The sequence below is a fragment of the Variovorax atrisoli genome (genome assembly GCF_014195185.1).
GTDB classification, from domain to species: domain Bacteria; phylum Pseudomonadota; class Gammaproteobacteria; order Burkholderiales; family Burkholderiaceae_C; genus Variovorax; species Variovorax atrisoli.
In genome coordinates, this window is sequence record NZ_JACIBG010000001.1 from 1,386,581 (window position 1) to 1,406,218 (window position 19,638).

General features: G+C 67.5%; 20 protein-coding genes. 11 read left to right on the forward strand and 9 right to left on the reverse strand.

The features are described from left to right. The first annotated feature begins 34 nt into the window (after positions 1-34). The 4 genes from FHY06_RS06570 to FHY06_RS06585 all read left to right on the forward strand — a co-directional run bounded on the left by FHY06_RS06570 (position 35) and on the right by FHY06_RS06585 (position 3,665). Complete coding sequence (locus FHY06_RS06570; protein ID WP_019651986.1) at positions 35-379, forward strand: helix-turn-helix domain-containing protein; 345 nt, start codon at positions 35-37, stop codon at positions 377-379. After that, on the forward strand, positions 369-1,622 hold the full coding sequence (locus FHY06_RS35035) for a type II toxin-antitoxin system HipA family toxin (RefSeq protein ID WP_145758753.1): 1,254 nt from the start codon (positions 369-371) through the stop codon (positions 1,620-1,622). The genes FHY06_RS06570 and FHY06_RS35035 overlap by 11 nt, the downstream gene beginning before the upstream one ends. A 101-nt stretch (positions 1,623-1,723) precedes the next feature. Next, on the forward strand, positions 1,724-2,986 hold the full coding sequence (locus tag FHY06_RS06580) for an HAD family hydrolase (protein WP_184603972.1): 1,263 nt from the start codon (positions 1,724-1,726) through the stop codon (positions 2,984-2,986). 97 nt (positions 2,987-3,083) lie between these two features. Beyond that, positions 3,084-3,665 (forward strand): peroxidase-related enzyme, encoded by a 582-nt coding sequence (locus FHY06_RS06585; protein ID WP_184603975.1) that lies wholly within the window; start codon positions 3,084-3,086, stop codon positions 3,663-3,665. A 144-nt stretch (positions 3,666-3,809) separates the two neighbouring features. On the opposite strand, the gene FHY06_RS06590 is transcribed toward FHY06_RS06585, so the two are convergent. From FHY06_RS06590 to FHY06_RS06600, 3 genes are read right to left on the reverse strand one after another with little or no spacing between them, the layout of a single operon-like run. Next, positions 3,810-5,561, reverse strand: a complete 1,752-nt coding sequence (locus tag FHY06_RS06590) for a phosphoethanolamine transferase (RefSeq protein WP_184603979.1) — start codon at positions 5,559-5,561, stop codon at positions 3,810-3,812. Positions 5,562-5,607: 46 nt separating this feature from the next. After that, entirely contained in the window at positions 5,608-6,204 is a 597-nt protein-coding gene (locus tag FHY06_RS06595) for a phosphatase PAP2 family protein (RefSeq protein WP_184603981.1), read from the reverse strand. Next, positions 6,191-6,895: a phosphatase PAP2 family protein gene (locus tag FHY06_RS06600; RefSeq protein WP_184603983.1), complete on the reverse strand. Its 705-nt coding sequence runs from the start codon at positions 6,893-6,895 to the stop codon at positions 6,191-6,193. Before FHY06_RS06600 ends, FHY06_RS06595 begins: the two co-directional genes overlap by 14 nt. Before the next feature lie 163 nt (positions 6,896-7,058). Here FHY06_RS06600 and FHY06_RS06605 point away from each other — a divergent pair, with 163 nt between their 5' ends. Together FHY06_RS06605 and FHY06_RS06610 are read left to right on the forward strand one after the other, a co-directional pair. After that, positions 7,059-7,730, forward strand: a complete 672-nt coding sequence (locus tag FHY06_RS06605; protein ID WP_019651979.1) for a response regulator — start codon at positions 7,059-7,061, stop codon at positions 7,728-7,730. Positions 7,731-7,776: 46 nt separating this feature from the next. Continuing rightward, entirely contained in the window at positions 7,777-9,132 is a 1,356-nt protein-coding gene (locus FHY06_RS06610; RefSeq protein WP_132751428.1) for a sensor histidine kinase, read from the forward strand. A gap of 175 nt (positions 9,133-9,307) precedes the next feature. Here the strand turns inward: FHY06_RS06610 and FHY06_RS06615 are convergent, their stop codons facing one another. Genes FHY06_RS06615 through FHY06_RS06625 form a run of 3 tightly spaced genes read right to left on the reverse strand, consistent with a single transcriptional unit; the run spans position 9,308 to position 11,423 of the window. Beyond that, positions 9,308-9,733, reverse strand: coding sequence for an acyl-CoA thioesterase (locus FHY06_RS06615; RefSeq protein WP_019651977.1), 426 nt, complete (start codon positions 9,731-9,733; stop codon positions 9,308-9,310). Then, positions 9,730-10,620 (reverse strand): DMT family transporter, encoded by an 891-nt coding sequence (locus tag FHY06_RS06620; protein WP_311733672.1) that lies wholly within the window; start codon positions 10,618-10,620, stop codon positions 9,730-9,732. The genes FHY06_RS06615 and FHY06_RS06620 overlap by 4 nt, the downstream gene beginning before the upstream one ends. 20 nt (positions 10,621-10,640) lie before the next feature. Next, a complete protein-coding gene (locus FHY06_RS06625) occupies positions 10,641-11,423 on the reverse strand; it encodes an SDR family oxidoreductase (RefSeq protein ID WP_019651975.1) in 783 nt (260 codons plus the stop codon). Positions 11,424-11,566: 143 nt separating this feature from the next. Here FHY06_RS06625 and FHY06_RS06630 point away from each other — a divergent pair, with 143 nt between their 5' ends. Continuing rightward, positions 11,567-13,264 carry an electron transfer flavoprotein-ubiquinone oxidoreductase gene (locus tag FHY06_RS06630; RefSeq protein ID WP_184603986.1) on the forward strand — a complete coding sequence of 566 codons (1,698 nt, stop codon included), beginning with the start codon at positions 11,567-11,569 and terminating at the stop codon, positions 13,262-13,264. Between the two features lie 102 nt (positions 13,265-13,366). On the opposite strand, the gene FHY06_RS06635 is transcribed toward FHY06_RS06630, so the two are convergent. Beyond that, entirely contained in the window at positions 13,367-14,437 is a 1,071-nt protein-coding gene (locus tag FHY06_RS06635) for a hypothetical protein (RefSeq protein ID WP_184603988.1), read from the reverse strand. A gap of 32 nt (positions 14,438-14,469) precedes the next feature. Then, positions 14,470-14,706, reverse strand: a complete 237-nt coding sequence (locus FHY06_RS06640; RefSeq protein ID WP_184603990.1) for a hypothetical protein — start codon at positions 14,704-14,706, stop codon at positions 14,470-14,472. Positions 14,707-14,876: 170 nt separating this feature from the next. Here FHY06_RS06640 and denD point away from each other — a divergent pair, with 170 nt between their 5' ends. From denD to FHY06_RS06660, 4 genes are all read left to right on the forward strand, one after another. Next, positions 14,877-15,896: a D-erythronate dehydrogenase gene (gene denD / locus FHY06_RS06645; protein ID WP_184603992.1), complete on the forward strand. Its 1,020-nt coding sequence runs from the start codon at positions 14,877-14,879 to the stop codon at positions 15,894-15,896. 50 nt (positions 15,897-15,946) lie between these two features. Further along, on the forward strand, positions 15,947-16,915 hold the full coding sequence (locus FHY06_RS06650; protein WP_019651970.1) for a TRAP transporter substrate-binding protein: 969 nt from the start codon (positions 15,947-15,949) through the stop codon (positions 16,913-16,915). Continuing rightward, positions 16,912-17,406 carry a TRAP transporter small permease gene (locus FHY06_RS06655; RefSeq protein WP_019651969.1) on the forward strand — a complete coding sequence of 165 codons (495 nt, stop codon included), beginning with the start codon at positions 16,912-16,914 and terminating at the stop codon, positions 17,404-17,406. The genes FHY06_RS06650 and FHY06_RS06655 overlap by 4 nt, the downstream gene beginning before the upstream one ends. A gap of 85 nt (positions 17,407-17,491) precedes the next feature. Next, the gene (locus FHY06_RS06660; RefSeq protein ID WP_019651968.1) at positions 17,492-18,769 is read left to right on the forward strand and encodes a TRAP transporter large permease; all 1,278 of its coding nucleotides are present in this window, start codon (positions 17,492-17,494) and stop codon (positions 18,767-18,769) included. Here the strand turns inward: FHY06_RS06660 and FHY06_RS06665 are convergent, their stop codons facing one another. Then, positions 18,770-19,549, reverse strand: a complete 780-nt coding sequence (locus FHY06_RS06665; protein ID WP_019651967.1) for an AraC family transcriptional regulator — start codon at positions 19,547-19,549, stop codon at positions 18,770-18,772. Positions 19,550-19,638: the final 89 nt, after the last annotated feature.

Genomic DNA, 19,638 nt, shown 5'->3' on the forward strand with positions numbered 1-19,638 from the left:
ATGACTTTTAAGCCGGTTAACAGTCATTTTATTGATGCCCAAAAGCAGCCACAGCCTTTCGGCCCTGCCTTCTCAGACAACTCGTCCCCTTGAACAGCTGGGCCTGCGCCTTCGCGCGCACAGGGTCCATCGCGAGTGGACGGTCGCCGAAATGGCCGAGCGACTGCTGTGTTCCCCCAACACGCTGCGCGCGCTCGAATCCGGCAAGCCGGGCACCAGCATCGGTCTGCTGGCCCATGCGTTGTGGCTCTTGGGCGAAATCGATTCGCTGGACAGCGTCGCCCCCGCCCCTGCAGGACTGGCGGCAAAACGCCGGGTGCGCAAGTCGGCAACGCAAGGCGCGGCGGGCGTGATCGCGGAGGACGAGCGTGACTTCTGAAGCCAGCGAAGTCGAGCGGCGGGTCTACGTCGGGCTTGCGCACCGAACCGGCGCGCAGGTACAACCGGCCGGGCTGATGAAGCTCGTTCGCCGTGGTGTCATGGAGTCCGGCGAATTCGCCTACGGCCGGCGCTACCTCGAAGACCCGGAAGCTGCACCGCTCAACCCCGAGCACCTGCCGCTGCGCGACGCGGCCTTCGTGCTGGCCGAGGGCCGCATCCGCGATGGCGGCGCCATGCCGCTCACGCTGCGCGACGCACTGCCAGACAGTTGGGGACGCAAGGTGCTCGAAATACGCCAGGGCAGGCCACTCTCGGACATCGACGCGCTTTTGTTGACCAACGAGGACCGCGTAGGTGCGATGGTGTTCGCCGAAACCCTGCCCATCCGCAGCGACGAACCACCGGTCGCACTCCGGTCGCTACAGGAACTCGCCGATGCCTCGCATCGCATCGAGCAAGGCCTGGAGGTCGGCCCCGACATGCATCTGTTGCTGCGCGGCGGAAGCCTGGGCGGCGCGCGTCCCAAGGCAGCGTTTGTGCACGAGGGTCGGCGCTGGATCGCCAAGTTCGCATCGCGCGGTGACGACCACGACGTGGAAGTGATCGAGGCGGCCACGCTCTGGCTGGCCGATGCATGCGGAATCGAGGTACCACCTTTCCTGTTGCAGCCTCTCTCGTCAGGGCATGCCTTGCTGGTCGAGCGCTTCGACCGCGCAGGACCGGTGACAGACGAGCGACGCTTTCACTACCTCTCGGCGTCGGCGCTGCTCGATGTGCCTTATGAATCCAGCCGGGGCAGCTATGTCGAACTGGCCCAACTGCTGCGGCGCATCTCTGCGCAGCCACAAGAGGACCTGACCGAGTTGTTCCGGCGGCTGGTGTTCAACCTGGCAGTTGGGAACAGCGACGATCACGTCAAGAACCATGGCGCGCTGCGCAGCGACGACGGAAGGTGGCGTCTGGCCCCGGCTTTCGATCTCGTCATGCAGCTTGGCGGTCACACGGGCTATCAGGAGCTCGCCATTCTTCCAGGGCAGCACGCGTCGAGCCTCGCCCTGGCGCGCGAGGCGGCGCCGCACTTCGGACTGTCGGCTGCAGCGGCGGAAGAAATCATTGTGGCTATCGGCGAGACGGTTGCCGTTCATGCGGCGGCAAGCGCGGCGACTGCCGGGGGAAATGGGGCGCTGGTGCGGCGGGTGGCGCACTTTGTTGAACTTCAGGCAGAACGCATCGCGGCTTAGCGCGCCTTGCGGCGCAATGCATGCTCATCACGCACAGCCTGGCACGCCTGATGCGTAGGTTGGGGCTCATCTCAATCTGCAAAGCTCAAAACAGGAAAAGCATGCAACGCCGCCTCGTCCTTCTCACCCCCATGGCCGCCGCACTCGTCGCCGCTGGATGTGCCAGCCTCACGCCTGCAAAGAGCCTTGCCCCCGCGAACTGGGACGCCTTCAACCGCGCGCAGATCGAGGGCCTGATCGCCAGCATGGGCAAGGGCAGCCCGGGCTACGACGCCGCGAAGCCGCCGTACGTGGTGTTCGACTGGGACAACACCAGCGTCTTCCTCGACATCGAGGAAGCCGCGCTCATCTACCAGCTGGAGAACCTGGTCTTCGGCGCCACGCCCGCGCAGCTCGAGGTGGCGCTGCGCAAGAACATTCCGAAGAAGGACTTCCTGCCCGCATACAACAACGCGGCCGGCCAGCCGGTGAACATCGACACCGTGGTGCCGGACATCCTCGCGAGCTACACATGGCTCTACCAGAACTACAAGGGGCTGAAGGGCGACCAGTCGCTGGCCGTGGTCGCATTGAGCCCGCACTACGGCGCATTCACCACCAAGGTGCGCTATCTCTACGAAGCCATCGGCGACACCTTCGACCACGACACGGCCTACCCGTGGGTCACCTACCTCTTCGCCGGCATGACCGAGGCGCAGGTGCGCAAGCTCACGGTCGACACCGTGGCCTGGCAACTGAAGGAGCCCGTGACCAAGGTCAAGTGGACTTCGCCTGCGGCCCTGCCGGGACGCGCCGGCGTGGTCTCGGTGAGCTGGAAGAACGGCCTTCGCCTGCAGCCCGAGATGCAGCAGCTGTATGCCGCGTTCCGCAACGCGGGCTTCGACGTGTGGGTGTGCTCGGCCTCCTTCGTCGACGTGATCAAGGAGATCTCGTCGAACCCGGCCTTCGGCTACAACAACCCGCCCGAGCGCGTGCTCGCGATGGAGCTGGAGCGCGACGCCCGCGGCATGATCCAGCCCGAGTTCCGCCGCGGCTACGACCAGACGCAGGGCCCGGGCAAGACCAAGAACATCCGGCGCTTCCTGGTCAGCAAGTACGGCTACGGCCCCAGCTTCGTGGCCGGCGACAGCGAAGGCGACCAGAACATGATGGCCGACTTCGCCGACACGAAGAAGGTGCTGATCGTCAACCGCCTGCGCGATCCGAAGACCGACATCGGCAAGTTCTCCGCCATGGCGGTGCAGAACTACGGCAAGGCCGACACGCGCTACCTGCTGCAGGGGCGCGACGACAACACGGGCTCGTGGGTGAGCTCGCAGTTGCACACGCCGCTGGGCGCCACGCAGGGCAAGGCGCTGAAATAGGACCCGGCCTCGGCTGCGTCCGTCTCACAGGCCGGCCCTGCGCATCTGCGGAACTATGATGATCCGTCAAGGCAAACAAACCACGACGGAGACAGACATGGCCGCAGACCGCTACCCCCTCGCCGAACTGAAAGACCTGCCCGAGGACATCCGCACCGCGATCCTCGCGGTGCAGGAAAAGGCCGGCTTCGTGCCCAACGTGTTCCTGGCCCTCGCGCGCCGCCCCGCGGAGTGGCGCGCCTTCTTCGCGTACCACGACGCGCTGATGCTCAAGGAGGAAGGCTCGCTCACCAAGGGCGACCGCGAGATGATCGTGACCACCACCAGCGCGGCCAACAAGTGCCTCTACTGCGTGGTGGCCCATGGCGCGCTGCTTCGCATCTACGAGAAGAAGCCGCTGGTGGCCGACCAGGTGGCGGTGAACTACCTCAAGGCCGACATCACGCTGCGGCAGCGCGCGATGCTCGACTTCGCGATGAAGGTCTGCGAGCGCTCCCACGAGATCGACGACAGCGACTTCCCGCCGCTGCACGCCCACGGCTTCGACGACGAGGACATCTGGGACATCGCGGCCATCACCGCCTTCTTCGGGCTGAGCAACCGGCTCGCCAGCTTCAGCGGCATGCAGCCGAACAACGAGTTCTTCCTGATGGGGCGGGTGCCGCGCGAGAAGAAATAGGCTGAAGAACCAGAACGAGCAGCCGGACGCGGGCGACGCTTTCGCTGAGGGCGCAGAAGAGAGAACCGGATTCTTGTCGGGCTCTTTCGCGCTCTTCGCGGAATCTTCGCGTCCTTTGCAGCCGGCAGCCCGATCCCGCTTCCCTCAGCCCTTGCCGCGGCAGGAGGCCAGCGCGTCCAGCGCCGGCTTGTAGGTCGGCGTGGTCACGTCCATCACGCCCAGCACCGTGTGGTAGAGGTTGTCGTGCGTGAGCGGCGCGTCGAGCCCCGCTTCCATGCACGAGCGCGAGAGCTTGCGCCGCTCGCTCATGCCTTCGCTGAACCAGGTGATCATGGGCACGTGCTTCTGCGCGTCGGGCGCAAAGCTGTAGGGCACGCCATGCAGGAACAGGCCGAACTCGCCGAGCGATTCGCCGTGGTCGCTGATGTAGAGCATCGCCGGGTCGTACTGCTTCGACTGTGCCTTGAGCCAGTCGATGGTCTGGCCGAGAAAGCGGTCGGTCTGCACGATCGAGTTGTCGTACACGTTCATCAGCTCGGCGTGGGCGCAGTCTGCAAGGGCGTTGGTCTTGCACTCGGGCAGGAAGCGCTTCACGTCGGGCGCGGAGCGCTTGTAGTAGGCGGGCCCGTGGCTGCCCATCTGGTGCATCACCAGCACCACGCCCTTGGCGCGGCGCTCGGCAGGCAGCGCGGCGATGCGCTCGTCCAGGCCCTTGAGCATCACGTCGTCCAGGCACTCGTCGCCGTCGCACAGCGCCTTCTTGGTGGCGGGGTCGAGCCCGGCGAAGGCCGATGCGTTGGGAATGCGCTCGCACACGCCCTTGCAGCCGGCCTGGTTGTCGAGCCAGAACACGGCCAGGCCGGCGGCCTGCAGCACGTCGACCAGGGTTTCGTAGTCGTCCTTGCGCGACTCGTAGCCTTCCTTGCCCAGCGGCGAGAACATGCAGGGCACCGAAGCCAGGGTGTTGGTGCCGCAGGAGCGCACCTCGCGGTAGCTCAGCACGCCGCGCCTGGCCAGCTCGGGCGTGGTGTCGCGGGCGTAGCCGTTGAGGGCGAAATGGTCGGCACGCGCCGTCTCGCCCACCACCACCACGAACAGCGGCGGCTTGGTCTGCGCTGCATAGCTCGCGCCCAGCGCCGTTCCCGCGGTGATGGAGACCAGCTTGCCGCTGCGCTTGAAAAGAGGCTTGATGAAGAGCGAGCCGGTGGAATAGATCGACGCGATCGGATTCATCATGTAGCGCAGGTGAACGTTGTTGCGCATCAGCGGCGCCAGTTCGCGGTTCATGGCCACCGCGGTGCCCACCGCCACGATGACGGACAGCAGCAGCAGCCCCACGTTGCGCGCGAGCTTGGGCAGGATGCGCATGGGCACGACGCGCACCCGCCAGATCAGCCAGGCCGCCGGCAGCACCACCACCGCCACGTTGAAGGCCATGCGCCAGCTCAGCAGGTCGCGCGCCTCGTTGGGGTCGGTCTGCAGCGCGTTGGCGATCATGCTGGGGTCCATCACCACGCGGTACTGGAGCATGTAGTGCTGCACCACCGCGGCCAGCACCACCACCAGCAGCCACAGCGGCTTCATCCAGCGCGACCAGGCCGTGAACGAGAGGATGGCCGCCGAGCCGCACAGCGTGAGCAGGCTCATCGACACGACCGTGGACATGTAGCTGCTGGGCGCGCCGCCGATGCGGGCCAGCTCGTTCCAGAGCGGCCAGTTCGTGGTCAATACCAGATAGAGGCTGAGCCAGAGGACGACCAGGGCCGCCGAGCGCGGACGCTGCAACCAGAGGTCGAACCGTGTCCACGGGGCGCCGGAGGGAGGCAACTGTGGTGTTTTGGACTCAGGAGTACCCGCCTGTTCCACGGGAACAGGCGAAATTCGCGAAACAGACATCTCGCGAATGTAACTAGCCCGGCTGAAGCGAGGCTGAATTGCCCCTTCAGTCCGTGTTCAGACTCGCCGCCCTGCGCAGCCTCGATCTGGCCGAGCGCCGCCGCGCCACCAGGGCGCCCGATGCAGCCTGGCTCAGCGGCCGGCTGATGCCCCGCTCCACCACGATCGCCACCAGCGCGCCGAGCATGGTCGCCGCCACGATGTCGGACGGGAAATGCAGGCCGAGGTACACCCGGCTCCATGCCACCAACGCCGCCACGACCAGCGCCGCCAGCATGGGCAAGCGCGACGGCAGGCACCACAGCGCGAACGCCGCGGCGAAGGTACCGGCCGCATGCATGCTCGGGAAGCCCGGCCGCACGCCCTGCGGCACCCACTGGATGCCCAGCCCGTAGAAGGCCGGCCGGGGAATCGGCGCCAGGGACCGGATCACGGTCACCACGATCCAGGCGGCCAGTACGCTCAGCAGCACGGTGAACAGCGCATAGCGCCAGCGACGGCTGAACAAGGCGCGCAAGCCGATGGCCAGCGTGAGCATGGCTGGCAGCAGGTCGGAGCAGAACTCGGCGAAGGCCAGGCTCCATGGCGCCACCGAAGGGCCGGCGTTGATCAGCCCGAAGAGCGCGAAATCAAGGCCCTGCATGTGCCGGGACCGCCGTGGCCGTGCCGCGCGAGCCGAAGCGCGCGACGGCCGTGTCGATGACGAGGCCCACCGTCCAGCAGACCCAGCCGGTCCAGAGGGTGTGGCTCATGTAGTGCGCGCCGCGCAGCTGCTGGGCCACGCCCAGTACCAGGCCCGCGGCCATGGCCGTCCACAGCCAGATCGTCGCCGCGCGGGCCGATGCCCGCCGCAGCACGAAGTACCCGCCCAGGTAGGCGAACGCCGCCGAGGCGTGGCCGGCCGGGAAGCACCCGCCGGGGCCGCCGTCGCTCACGCCCCACGACCAGTGCGACACGTAGCGCGCGACACCGCCGAATTCCTGCAGGTCCCAGGGGCAGCTGGTGTGGCTCGCGTGCTTGATCATGCTGACCGCGATCACCGAGCCGAGCACCGTCAGGGCCAGCTGGACGCGGGAGGCGGTATCGAGGCGCCGCAGCACGCCGAAGGGCCAGCGGATCGCGACGAACAGCAGGACCACCAGGGCCCAGCTGAGATTGCGGGCGCCCTCATGCATGACGTGGACCATGAAGGGGTTCTCGCGCAGCGCGAACCCGAGGTGCGAGCCCGCCAAGCGCGCCAGGAAGAGATCGCCGCCGGTCGCGTCCCACGCCATCAGCGCAGCGAATGCGAAAAGGGTGAAAACCCACAGGCGGAGAAGGGTGGGACGGGTCATGGAGGCAGGCGGGACTGACAAACAGCCGCGAGCCTACGTTTGCGGAATGAACCGAGCCTGAAGCAACCTGAACCGAATCTGACCGGAAAGCCCGCGGGGGGCGGGCTTTCGGGGCGGCTTTTTCGGGGACGCTAGACTCTTTTTCTCGTTGAAAGGACATGGCGTGCGCATATTGCTTGTCGAAGATGACACCGCATTGGCAGACGCCGTCTGCAGCTACCTGCTCGCCAAGGCTTTCGTGGTCGACGTGGCGCCCAGCCTGGCCGATGCCCGCGCCGCCCTGCTCTCGGTGCAGTACGCGGCGGTACTGCTCGACCTGCACCTGGGCGACGGCGACGGCCTCTCGCTGCTGCCGCAGGTGCGCGCCCTGCCCGAGCGCCCCATCGTCATCGTGCTGACCGCGCGCGACCAGGTGACCGACCGCATCCGCGGGCTGGACGCCGGCGCCGACGACTACCTCATCAAGCCCTACGACCCGGCCGAGCTGCTGGCGCGCCTGCGCGCGGTGGAGCGGCGGCGCAGCTCGAACAGCTCGCCGGTGCTGCAGCTGGGCAACCTCGAGATCGACCTGGCGCACGACATGGTCCGCAAGAGCGGCTCGCCTATCACCCTCACCCAGAAGGAATGGGCGCTGCTGCGCGTGATGGCCACCCGGCCCGAGCGCATCCACACACGCGAGAACCTCGCCGACGCCCTCTATGGCTTCGGCGACGAGGCCGACAGCAACACGCTCGAAGTCTTCATCAGCCGGCTGCGGCGCAAGCTCGGCCGCAGCCACATCCAGACGCTGCGCGGCCTGGGCTACCGGCTGTCGTCCTCGGACGAGGACGAATGAGCGCCGCGCGAACGGCCAAAGGCTCCCGCGGCTCGGAGACTGCCCGTTGAGCACGAGCAGCTTCCTCGCCGGCCGCCAGTCGCTCGCCGGGCGGCTGACCCGCACGCTGATCCTGTGGGTCGGCGGCGTGTGGCTTCTGTGCGTGCTCGCAGTGGTCTGGTATGTGGACCGCGAGATCAACCACAACTTCGACAACGAGCTCATCGAGGTCTCGCACCGCATGTTCGCGATGGCGGTGCAGGAACTGGAGCGGTTGCAGCATTCGGGCACCCAGCAGCCGCGCGAGCCGCTGATCGCGCCCAAGCAGCTCTTCTCGGAAGACGCGGTGATCTACCAGATCGTCGACCCGCACGAGCACGTGCTGCTGCGCTCCGCCGAGGCTCCCGCCGACACCTTCGACGTGCCGCTGGCCGCCGGCTTCGCGAACAACTCGAGCTGGCGCATCTACACCGTGCGCCATCCCACGCTGGGCCTGTTCTTCCAGGTGGCCGACCCGCTCGACGAGCGGCGCCACGCGCTCAACCGCACGCTCTTCGGGCTGATCATTCCGCTCGGCGCGGTGCTGCCGCTGCTGGCGCTGGTGCTGCGCAACGTGGCGCGCACGGAGCTCCGGGTCCTGCAGGAACTGGCCGCCGAGATCGAGAAGCGCAGCGGCGCCGACCTGAGGCCGATCGCGCTGCCCGGCGAGCTGCCGAGGGAGCTGCGCACCGTGGGCGACCACCTCAACCGGCTGCTGGAGCGGCTGTCGCATTCGCTGGACGTGGAGCGCGCCCTGGCGGCCAATGCCGCGCACGAGCTGCGCACCCCGCTGGCCGCGGCCCGCCTGCGGCTGCAGACCGCACTCGACCACGACCTGAGGCGCAATGACGTGCAGGCCGCGCTCGACGCGCTGCGCACCCTGAGCCACCGCACCGAGAAGCTGCTGCAGCTATCGCGCGCGGAGTCTGGCGCCTCGTTCACGCGCAACCAGGTCGACCTTGTGCAGCTCGCAGGCGCCGTGGCGCAGGACTTCTGGCAAGACCCGCAGAACACCGAGCGCCTGATGCTCAAGGTGCCCGACACCGCGTCGCCGGAGGTCCTGGGCGACGTGGACGCGCTTGCCATCGCGCTGCGCAACCTGGTGGAGAACGCGCTGCGCTACGGCGGCGGCCGCGTCGTCATCGAGGTGATGGCGCCGTGCACGCTGGCCGTGCGCGATTCGGGCAAGGGCGTCACCCCCGAACAGCTCGCCACGCTGCGCGAGCGCCATGTGCGCCACAGCTCCGACCGGGCAGGCTACGGGCTGGGCATCTCGATCGTCGGCACGATCGTCGAGAAGCACGGCGGCCGGCTGGAGCTCTCTTCCCCGCCGCCGGGCGCGACGCAGGGCTTCGAGGCCCGCATCGTGCTGCAGCAGGCCTGATCGGCCGGCCGGCGCGACCTCGGCGCCGAGGGGCTTCCTTCCTCGACACGAGGTCACGGGAATCGTCGAAGCCAAGCGGATGGGCGCCATACATCGCCGCCACCTCCTTCACGAGGTGCTGCAGCGCGGGCTTCGGCAAGAAGAAGCTGCCGGCGTCGGACCGGCTGCGCTCCTCTCAGTCGGCACTCACCAGCGCGCGCAGCCAGTCGGGCAAGGTCATCGCCTTCTGCTTCGGAAAGTCGACCCAGATCGTGGTGGCACCGCCGGCTGCGCAGATGACGTCGGGCTCTTCCTCGCGGGCCATGGTGCCCCAGCTCTCGAAGGTGGTGCGGCCCGGGTCGCTCACGTACATCTTGAGCAGCACGTTGCCGGGGTACTCGATCTGGCGGTAGAAGTTGCAGAAGGCGTTGACGATCACCATGCCCTCGCCGTCGGGCTGCGGCTCGAAGCCGATGGAGTGCATCCAGTCGATGCGCGCCGTCTCGAGGTAGCGGAAGTAGGTGCCGTTGTTGAGGTGGCCCATGGCGTCCATGTCGCCCCAGCGGATGGGAATGGACGTCTCGTACACCAGCTTCTTCTTTTCGGGGATTTCGATTCTCATCGGTGCGCCTTGATGGATGCGAGGATGCCCAGCACGAACAGCGCCGCCGCGGCCCACTCGGTGGCCTGCGGCCAGCGGCCGTCCCAGACGAAGGAATAGAGCAGCGCGAACAGCGTCTCGCTCACGATCAGCTGCCCGCAGAGGCTGGCCGACAGTCGCTGGCTCGCCACGTTCCAGAGGATGGTCGCGAGCCAGGAGGAGCCGAAGCCGCTGGCCAGCGCGATCCATGCGAAGAGCATGCCGTCGGGCCGATCCTTGAGCGTGGCCGCGTCGCTGCCTGCGACGAGCCACAGCAGCAAGGCGCCAAGGCCCGTGGACACGCCGAGCCAGTTGGCCCAGTCGGTCGCATTGAGTTCGGTGTGGCGCTGCAGCCAGGCGGCGTTGAGCAGGCCGTACACCGTCCAGCTCGCCATCGAGGCCACCGCCAGCGCGATGCCCCAGCCGAAGCGGGCGCCGGTCTCCGAGCCCGCGCCGTGCTGCGCCGACCATGCCCCGTAGATCATCAGTGCGATGCCCGCGCCCGTGAGCAGCAGCCCAGGCAGCAGCGCACTCATGCGCAGGCCCGCGGGCCGGCCCAGCAGCATCATCCAGACAGGGATCGTGCCGATGATGAGGCTGGGCACCTCCGTGCCCGCCGCCTGGATCCCGAAGACCAGCAGCAGGTAGTAGCCGCTGAACCCCAGCACGCTGAGGCCCAGCGCCGCGAGCGCCTGCTGCGCAGTCGGCCAGCGCGATGCGGCCGGCCGCGCGAACAGCGCGAGCCCCGAGATGGCGCCGAACACCAGGAAGCGCGCAGCGGTGATGTCGACCATGCCGAAGTGGCCCACCATGCGCGGCGCGACGAACACCAGGCCCCACAGCGCGCCCGCGCCCAGGCCGGCGGCAATGCCGATCCAGGCCCGCGGGCTCAGAGCGCGAACCCGTCGTCGGCCGCGATGACGGCGCCGTTCACGAAGTGGCTCTGGCCGCTGGCCAGCAGCACGATCAGGCCGTCCAGGTCTTCGGGCTTGCCCACGCGCTTTCGCGGCAGCATGTTGACCAGCTTGGCGCCGCCTTCGGTGCTCCAGTGCTCCTCGTTGAGCTCGGTGGTGATGTAGCCCGGGCACAGCGCGTTGACGTTGATGCCGAAGCGGCCCCATTCGAGCGCCATGGCCTTGGTCATCTGCACCACTGCCGCCTTGCTCATGCAGTAGGTGCCGATCTGCGGCATGACCTTCAGCGCCGCGGCCGACGCGATGTTGATGATGCGCCCGCCGATGTAGGTGCCCGGCGCGGTGCCCCGTGCACGCGCCAGCATGCGCTTGCCGACCTCCTGCGCCACGAAGAAGGAGCCCTTCACGTTGGTGTCGAAGATGTAGTCGTAGTCGTCGGGGGTCACGTCCTGCAGGCGCTGCGTGGTGCTCACGCCCGAGTTGTTCACCAGGATGTCGATCGGGCCGACCTCGGTCTCGGCGCGCGCCACGGCGGCCTTGATGCTCGCGATGTCGGTCACGTCGAGCTCGACCACGTGGGCGTCGTGGCCCTCGCCCTCGATGCGCGCGCGCAGCTCCTTGAGCTTCTCGATGCGGCGGCTCGCGAGCACCACCGCGGCGCCGGCACGCGCCAGCGTTTTCGCGAACTGGGCGCCGAGCCCGCTGGAGGCGCCGGTGACGAAGGCCACGCGGCCGGAGAGATCGATGCTGTAAGCCATGGACTGGATCCTGTGGAGTCGCGCAGGTGACGCGGGGAAGCCCCGCCCGCGGGCGACAGGGAGCATGCCTGGACGCCGCATAAAATGCCCCGCAGTCCCGGGCTGCCACCGCGCCCCGAAAAATCATTATCGATCCAACCCACATGACGCACGACGAAATCCTCGCCCAGTTCGGCCCTCGCGAAGCCATGGAATACGACGTGGTCGTGGTCGGAGGCGGCCCCGCCGGCCTGTCGACCGCGATCCGGCTCAAGCAGCTGGCCGCGCAGCAGGAAAAGGAGATTTCGGTCGTGGTGCTCGAGAAGGGCTCGGAGCCCGGCGCGCACATCCTCTCGGGCGCCATCATGGACCCGCGCGCACTCAACGAACTGCTGCCCGACTGGAAGGAACTCGGCGCACCGCTGAACCAGCCGGTCACCGACGACGCGATGGTGTTCCTGGGCGAGAAGTCGGGCCTGCGCACGCCCGGCTTCCTGCTGCCGGAATGCTTCCAGAACCACGGCAACTACATCATCAGCCTGGGCGCCTTCACCAAGTGGCTCGCGCAGCAGGCCGAGAACCTGGGCGTGGAGATCTTCCCGGGCTTCCCCGCTGCCGAGGTGCTCTACAACGACGACGGCTCGGTGCGCGGCGTGGCCACCGGCAACATGGGCGTCGGCAAGGACGGCGAGCCCACCGAGAACTTCCAGCTCGGCATGGAGCTGCTGGGCAAGTACACCGTGTTCGCCGAAGGCGCGCGCGGCCACCTGGGCCGCCAGCTCATCGCGAAGTACAAGCTCGACGCCGGCAAGGACCCGCAGACCTACGGCATCGGCGTGAAGGAAGTCTGGGAGATCGACCCCAAGCGCCACCAGCCCGGCTTCGTACTGCACACCGCCGGCTGGCCGATGAAGAGCGACACCTACGGCGGCGCCTTCCTCTATCACATGGAGGACAACAAGGTCACCATGGGCTTCATCACGGGCCTGGACTACAGCAACCCCTACCTGAGCCCCTTCGAGGAAATGCAGCGCTGGAAGCTGCACCCCAACATCCGCTGGTACCTGGAGGGCGACGAGTCCAAGGGCATCAAGCCTGCCAAGCGCATCGGCTACGGCGCGCGCGCCATCACGGCCGGCGGCCTGATGTCGCTGCCCAAGACGGTGTTCCGGGGCGGCGCGCTGGTCGGCTGCGAGGCCGGCTACCTCAATGTGAGCCGCATCAAGGGCAGCCATGCCGCCATCAAGACCGGCATGCTGTGCGCCGAGGCCGCCTTCGACGCGGTCATGGCCGGCCGCCAGCACGACGAACTCACGGCCTACCCGGCCGCATTCGAGAAGAGCTGGCTCCACACCGAGCTGAACAAGGCCCGCAACTTCAAGGCCTGGTTCAAGAAGGGCCTGGGCATCGCGACCATCATGAACGGCGTGGAGCAATGGCTGCTCAAGGGCCACATCCCATGGACCCTGCGCCGCGACAAGCCCGACCACCTGTACCTGAAGCCGGCGTCCGAGTGCAAGCCCATCGTCTACCCCAAGCCCGACGGCAAGCTCACCTTCGACCGCCTCTCCAGCGTGTTCATCAGCAACACCAACCATGAAGAGCAGCAGCCGGCCCACCTGACGCTCAAGGACCCGACGGTGCCGGTGAACGTCAACCTCGCCAAGTTCGCAGGCCCCGAGAGCCGCTACTGCCCCGCCGGCGTCTACGAGTTCGTCGGCACCGAGGACGGCAAGCAGCGCCTGCAGATCAACGCGCAGAACTGCGTGCACTGCAAGACCTGCGACATCAAGGACCCGACGCAGAACATCGTGTGGGTCACGCCCGAAGGGGGCGGTGGGCCGAACTACGTGGGGATGTAAGGCCCTCGGCCCTCTTCTCTTCCTCCGCTTCTTTTCGCTTCCTTCTGCTCAAGGCCCTCTTCGGAGGGCCTTTTCCTTGGCATGGCCGGAAGGCCCGCCGCCTCAGGCAAGGTATCCGGCGACCTCCTCGGGCGTGAGCAGGCGCACCAGCGACACACGCGACTTCTGCTCCGAATGGAGCACGCGGTCGAACCCGTTCCAGCTGCGGCTGGGCTTGTTCTGCGTGTCCAGTGCGACGAGCACCAGCCGTCCCTGCCTGCGTACGTTCTCACGCAGCGAACCCTCGCCCCATGACCACGCCATCGGATCGACAAGTTCGCCGTTGCTGAAGGCGTGGGCCTGCAGCCACAGGTACTCGGCCGAGTCGCTGTCACGGTTTGCGTTTGCACCCGCCTCGCCCGCGGGCGCCTGGGGCGGCTGGATGCCCAGCGCCTTGGCGTGCTTGCGCATCAGCTTCTGCAGCAGCGAGAACGCGTGGAAGTTGTTGTTGATGGCATGGGCCTTCACCAGCATGCCGGTGCCGGAGGCCGGTAGCACCACGACCAGTTCGTCCTCGTAGGTCAGCTCGGCGGCACCCTGCAGGAAGTGCAGGCCGTCGATCGGCAGCGAATCGTTGACGGCCATCGCATCGATGCGCGCCACCAGTTCGCCGTCGGCCAGCAGGGCGCGGTGGTTGCGCACGTCGCGCATGAGCATGGCCATCAGCGGAAGCACCAGCAGCCCGGCCGCGGCCTGCCGCGCCTCGACCTCGAAACGCTCCTGCGCCGACAGCGCGCCGAGGGCGGCATTGGCGGCCTGCCATTCGGCGAGATCGTCGGGGTCCGCGTCATCGTCGCCTTCGAGCGGCTGCGTCGCGCAGAAGGGCTCGAGCGAGGCGAGCAGGTCGGACATGAGTTCGAGCGCCGCACCGAAGAGCAGGTGCGGATCGGCCCCGTCCTCCACCAGCGCACCGCATAACAGGGCGAGCAGCGCGGCACGGTGGGGATGCAGGAGGGGCAGCTGGTCGACAGCCAGTTGCAGCACCTCGTTCTTCTCCGGGCTCTTCATCACCGAGAGGTAGAAATCCCTGACCTCCTCGCGCGAGAAGAACGAGGACTGGGTGTCGAGGTCGGCTTCGCCGAGCACCGGCTGCCGCAGCGTTTCGAGGAAATCGGGTGGGAACTGCATCGTCATGTCGTCGTTGTTTCTGCTCAGGAGTCCGGACTTCACACCGGAACCAGGCTGCGCGCCGCCAGCCCGGCGGCCATGGCACCGAAGATGGAGCCCGGCAGCGAGAAGGCCGGTCCGGCCAGCCCGGCAAGCGCTCCCGCGCAACCGCCAAGGAACATCCACGCCACCAGCGTCCGTCTTCGCCGGTATTGCGGCGAAGGCTTCTCGGCGAACAGGCCGTTTGCCACGAGCCATGCCACGGCGAGTAGCCACAAGACAATGACCGTGAGCATGCAATGTCTCCTGTCGATGAAAGGCGCTCATGCGCGCCGGGTTTCGCGATGGGCTCCGAGGCGCAGCCTGCGATCGAGCATGCCACAGGCCTGTCGCCCTCGCCGCCGCCCGCGATCGGACGGGAAATGCACCGCACGCTTATCCTCGGCGCTCACAGGAGACAAGACCCATGCAGATCATCATCACCGGCGGCGCAGGCTTTGTGGGCGCGCGCCTCGCACGCACGCTGCTCAGGCAAGGCAGCCTTTCGCTGGCCGGCGCGCCCGCCAGCCCCATCGAGCGCATCACGCTGGTCGACCGCGCGGCCCCGCCGGCCGACCTTGCGGCCGATGCGCGCATCAGGGCCATCACCGGCGACCTGAACGACCAGCTCTCGGCACAGGCCGACGCCACGCCCTGGCGCGAGGCCGACGCCATCTTCCACCTGGCGGCCGCAGTGAGCGGCGAATGCGAGGCCGACTTCGACCTCGGCATGCGCAGCAACTTCGCCGCCACGCATGCGTTGCTCGAACGGGTGCGCGCGCTCGGCACGAAGCCGGTGCTGGTTTTCTCCAGCTCGCTCGCGGTGTTCGGCGACTCGCCCGAGCAGCCCCTGCCCAAGGTGATCGAGGACCACACGCTGCCCACGCCGCAGACGAGCTACGGCATCCAGAAATTCATCGGCGAGCAGCTGGTGGCCGACTTCACGCGCAAGGGCTTCGTGCGCGGGCGCAGCGTGCGGCTCATGACTGTGAGCGTGCGTCCGGGCAAGCCTAATGGCGCGGCCTCGGGCTTCTTCAGCGGAATGATCCGCGAGCCGCTGGCTGGCCTGCGCGCAGCCTGCCCGGTGCCCGACGAGACGCCCGTAGCCATCGCTTCGCCCTCGCGCACCATCGAGGGCATCATCCGCGCCGCCGAGGCGAGCGACGCGCAATGGGGCCCGCGCACCGCGCTGAACCTGCCCTCGCTGCCGACCACGGTGGGCGAGATGGCTGCGGCGCTGGAGCGCGTGGCCGGCAAGGCCGCCACCGCCCTGCTCGACCGCACGCCCGACCCGACGATCATGCGCATCGTGAAGACCTGGCCGGGGCACTTCGAGACGGCGCGCGCCAACGCGCTCGGGCTGACGGCCGACGAGAACTTCGATGCCGTCATTCGCGAATACGTCCGTGAAAATCCCGACGCGGTGAAGCTTCCGGTTACGGCATAGTCGGATCAAGCGCGCCTGACGCGCTCCTGACCCCAATCCCCGGAGACACCATGAAATTCGGCCCCATCGCTGCCGCTTGCCTTTCGCTCGCCCTGAGCTCGGTCGCCTTCGCGCAGACGACCATGAAGATCAGCATCTCGACCGCGCAGAACTCCCACCAGGGCGTTGCGATCGACACCTTCGCCAAGGAAGTGGAGAAGCGCACCGGCGGCCGCTACAAGATCCAGACCTTCTACAACGGCTCGCTCGGCGGCGAGCGCGAGTCGATCGAGGCGGTGCAACTGGGCACGCAGGAACTCGCCTTCTCCTCGACCGGCCCGGTGCCGAACTTCGTGCCCGAGACCAAGATCCTCGACGTGCCCTTCCTGTTCCGCGACAAGGCCCATGCGCGCGCGGTGCTCGACGGTCCGATCGGTCAGGACCTGTTGACGAAGTTCGACGCCAAGGGCTTCAAGGCACTGGCCTGGGCCGAGAACGGCTTCCGCCACATGACCAACAGCAAGCGCGACGTGAAGGGCCCCGAGGACCTCAAGGGCCTGAAGATGCGCACGATGGAAAACCCGGTGCACATCGCCGCCTACAAGGGCTTCGGCATCATCACCACGCCCATGGCGTTCCCCGAGGTTTTCACCGCGCTGCAGCAAGGTACGGTCGACGGCCAGGAGAACCCGCTGCCGGTCATCATCTCGGCCAAGTTCGACCAGGTACAGAAGCACCTGTCGCTCACGGGCCATGTCTACTCGCCCTGCATCTTCCTGATGAACAAGGCGAGCTTCGACAAGCTCAGCGCTGCCGACAAGCAGGCTTTCCTCGACGCAGCCAAGGAAGGCACCAAGGCCAACCGCGCGCGCGTGGACGAGGACGATGCCAAGGGCGTGGCCGACCTGCGCGCCAAGGGCATGACCGTGATCGACAACGTCGACAAGGCCAGGTTCGTCGCCGCGCTCGCGCCGGTCAATGCCCAGTTCGAGAAGGAATTCGGCAAGGCCAACCTCGACAAGATCCGCGACTACAAGTGAAAGACAAGTTCCTGAGCATCGAGCGCTGGACCACCGGCGCCTCGATGCTGATGGCCTGCCTGATGCTGGTCGTCGCGTCGAGCCTGGGCCTGTTCCAGATCATCACCCGCTTCGTGCTGGAGCAGCCGGCCGAGTGGAGCGAGATCCTGATCCGCGTGAGCCTGATCTGGATGGTGTTTCTCGGCATCCCGACCGCGTTTCGCCAGGGCGCGATGGTGAGCGTGGACGTTCTCTACCGCTGGAGTCCGCCGCGCGTGCGCCGGATGCTCGATGCGGTGGTGAGCGTCGCCGCGCTGGTCCTGATGCTGGTGGTGCTGTGGTGGGGCTGGGACTACGCCATCCGCGGTCGCGTGCAGTCGATGGCAGGGCTCGAGAGCGTCTCGATGCTGTGGTCGTACCTCGCGCTGCCGGTGGGCTCGCTCTTCTGCCTGTTCGGCATCGTCGGCAATTTCCTCGACCCGAAGCGGCTCGAGCTGGAGACCGCGCAATGAGCGCCGCGCCGGGCCGCCCCATGCGGGCGAACGGCTCCCCTGAGGAGCCGCAAGGACACGAAATGCCGACAGTGGGGGCTGGATCATGAGCACCGTGATGGTTGCGACGATGGTGCTGTGCTTCGCACTGTCGATCTCGGTGGCGGTGTCCATCGGGCTGGCGTCGATCCTGGGCATCCAGGTGAGCAACGCCAACATGCTGATCTCCGTGAAGGAGATGTTCAACTCGATCAACAAGTTTCCGCTGGCGGCCATTCCGTTCTTCATCCTGGCCGGCAACCTGATGGAGACCGGCGGCATCTCGCGGCGCCTAGTGGAGTTCGCCAAGAGCATCGTGGGCGGCGTGCAGGGCGGCCTGCCGATGACCTGCGTGCTCACCTGCATGATCTTCGCCGCGGTGTCGGGGTCGTCGGTGGCAACCACCTTCGCGATCGGCGCCATCCTGATCCCTGCGCTCATCAAGCACGGCTATCCGACCTCGTACGCTGCGGCGCTCCAGGCCACCAGCGCGGAGCTGGGCGTGATCATCCCGCCGTCGATCCCGATGATCCTGTACGGCGTGAGCGCCGAGGTGTCCATCGGCGAGCTGTTCATCGCGGGCTTCGGACCCGGCATCCTGATCAGCCTCGCGCTGATGCTGTTCGTATGGGTCTACTGCAAGTGGAAGGGCTGGGGCAAGAACGACGGCGAAGGCCGCATGCCTTTCGGGCGCGCGCTGTGGCAGGCCGGCTGGGCGCTGCTGATGCCGGTGATCATCCTCGGCGGCATCTACGGCGGTATCTTCACGCCGACCGAAGCCTCTGCGGTGGCGGTGTTCTACGCACTGGTGGTGGGCATGCTGATCTACCGCGAGATCAGGCTGGGCGACCTCTACGCGATCCTGCGCAAGTCGGTGGTGTCGTCGGCGGTGATCATGTTCATCATCGCCAACGCGGGCCTGTTCGCGTTCCTGATCACCCGTGCCGGCGTGCCCGATGCGATCGGCCACTGGCTGCAGGAGGTGCTGAAGTCGCCGGCGATGTTCCTGCTGGGCGTGAACGCGGCGCTCTTCGTGATCGGCATGTTCATCGAGACCAGCGCGGCGATCATCGTGCTCGCGCCGATCCTGGCGCCGGTGGCGGTGCACTTCGGCATCGACCCGGTGCACTTCGGCCTGATCATGGTGGTGAACCTCGCGCTCGGCATGATCACCCCGCCCTTCGGCGTGAACCTGTTCGCGGCCTGCACGGTGGCGCGCATCTCGCTCGACCGCATCGTGAGGCATCTCGTGCCGTTCGTGCTGGTGATCCTCGCTTGCCTGATGGTGATCACCTACGTGCCGTGGATCTCGCTGGCGCTGCGGGATCTGGTCTACGCGAGATAGTCAGTCGCGGCGCAGGTACACGCTCGGCGGCACGCCCAGCGTGCGCCGGAACATGGCGGTGAAGGCGCTCGGGCTCTCGTAGCCGTGGGCCAGCGCCACCTCCAGGATCGACGCGCCCGCTGCCAGCCGGGGCAGGCTCAGCAGCAGCCTCGCCTGCCGGCACCACGCACCGAAGTTCATTCCCGTCTCGCGCTGGAACAGGCGCGCGAGCGTGCGGGTGTTCATGTGCAGGCGCGAGGCCCACTCGTCCAGCGTCGCGGGCAGCGAAGGATCGCGCACCAGTTCCTCGCACAACGCGGCCAGCCGGGCATGGCGCGGCATCGGCACGTGCAGCGAGAGCGCCGGCGCGGCCTCGATCTCGTCGAGGATCAGCTCCATCACGCGCTCGTCGCGGCTGCCCGGCGCGTAGTCCAGCGGCAGCGACACGGCCGTGACGATCAGCTCCCGCAGCAGCGCGCCGACGTGGATCACGCGGCACTCGCTGCCCAGGTCGGCGCGCGTGCCCGGCTCGACGAACACCGTGCGCATGCGAACCTCGCCGGCCATGCGGATGCGGTGCTCCATGCCGCCGGGCACCCACACTCCGCGGCCGGTCGGCACCACCCAGCTGCCGGCGGCGGCGCTCACCAGCATCACGCCCGAGATCGCGTGGATGAGCTGGCCGCGCCGGTGCGTGTGCGGCGGAATGAAGGCGTCGCCGGCAGGGTCGGTCGCCAGCACCGCGACCGCGCGCGGGGTGGATTCGCCTTGCTCGGGGCGGAGGTCGATCGCTTTGTCCATTTCTCGACGATGCTTGCCAATTCGTAGCAGGAATATCTTCTCACGGCTTCCTACGATGCTTTTTTCACTCCTACCGCAAACGAAAGAAG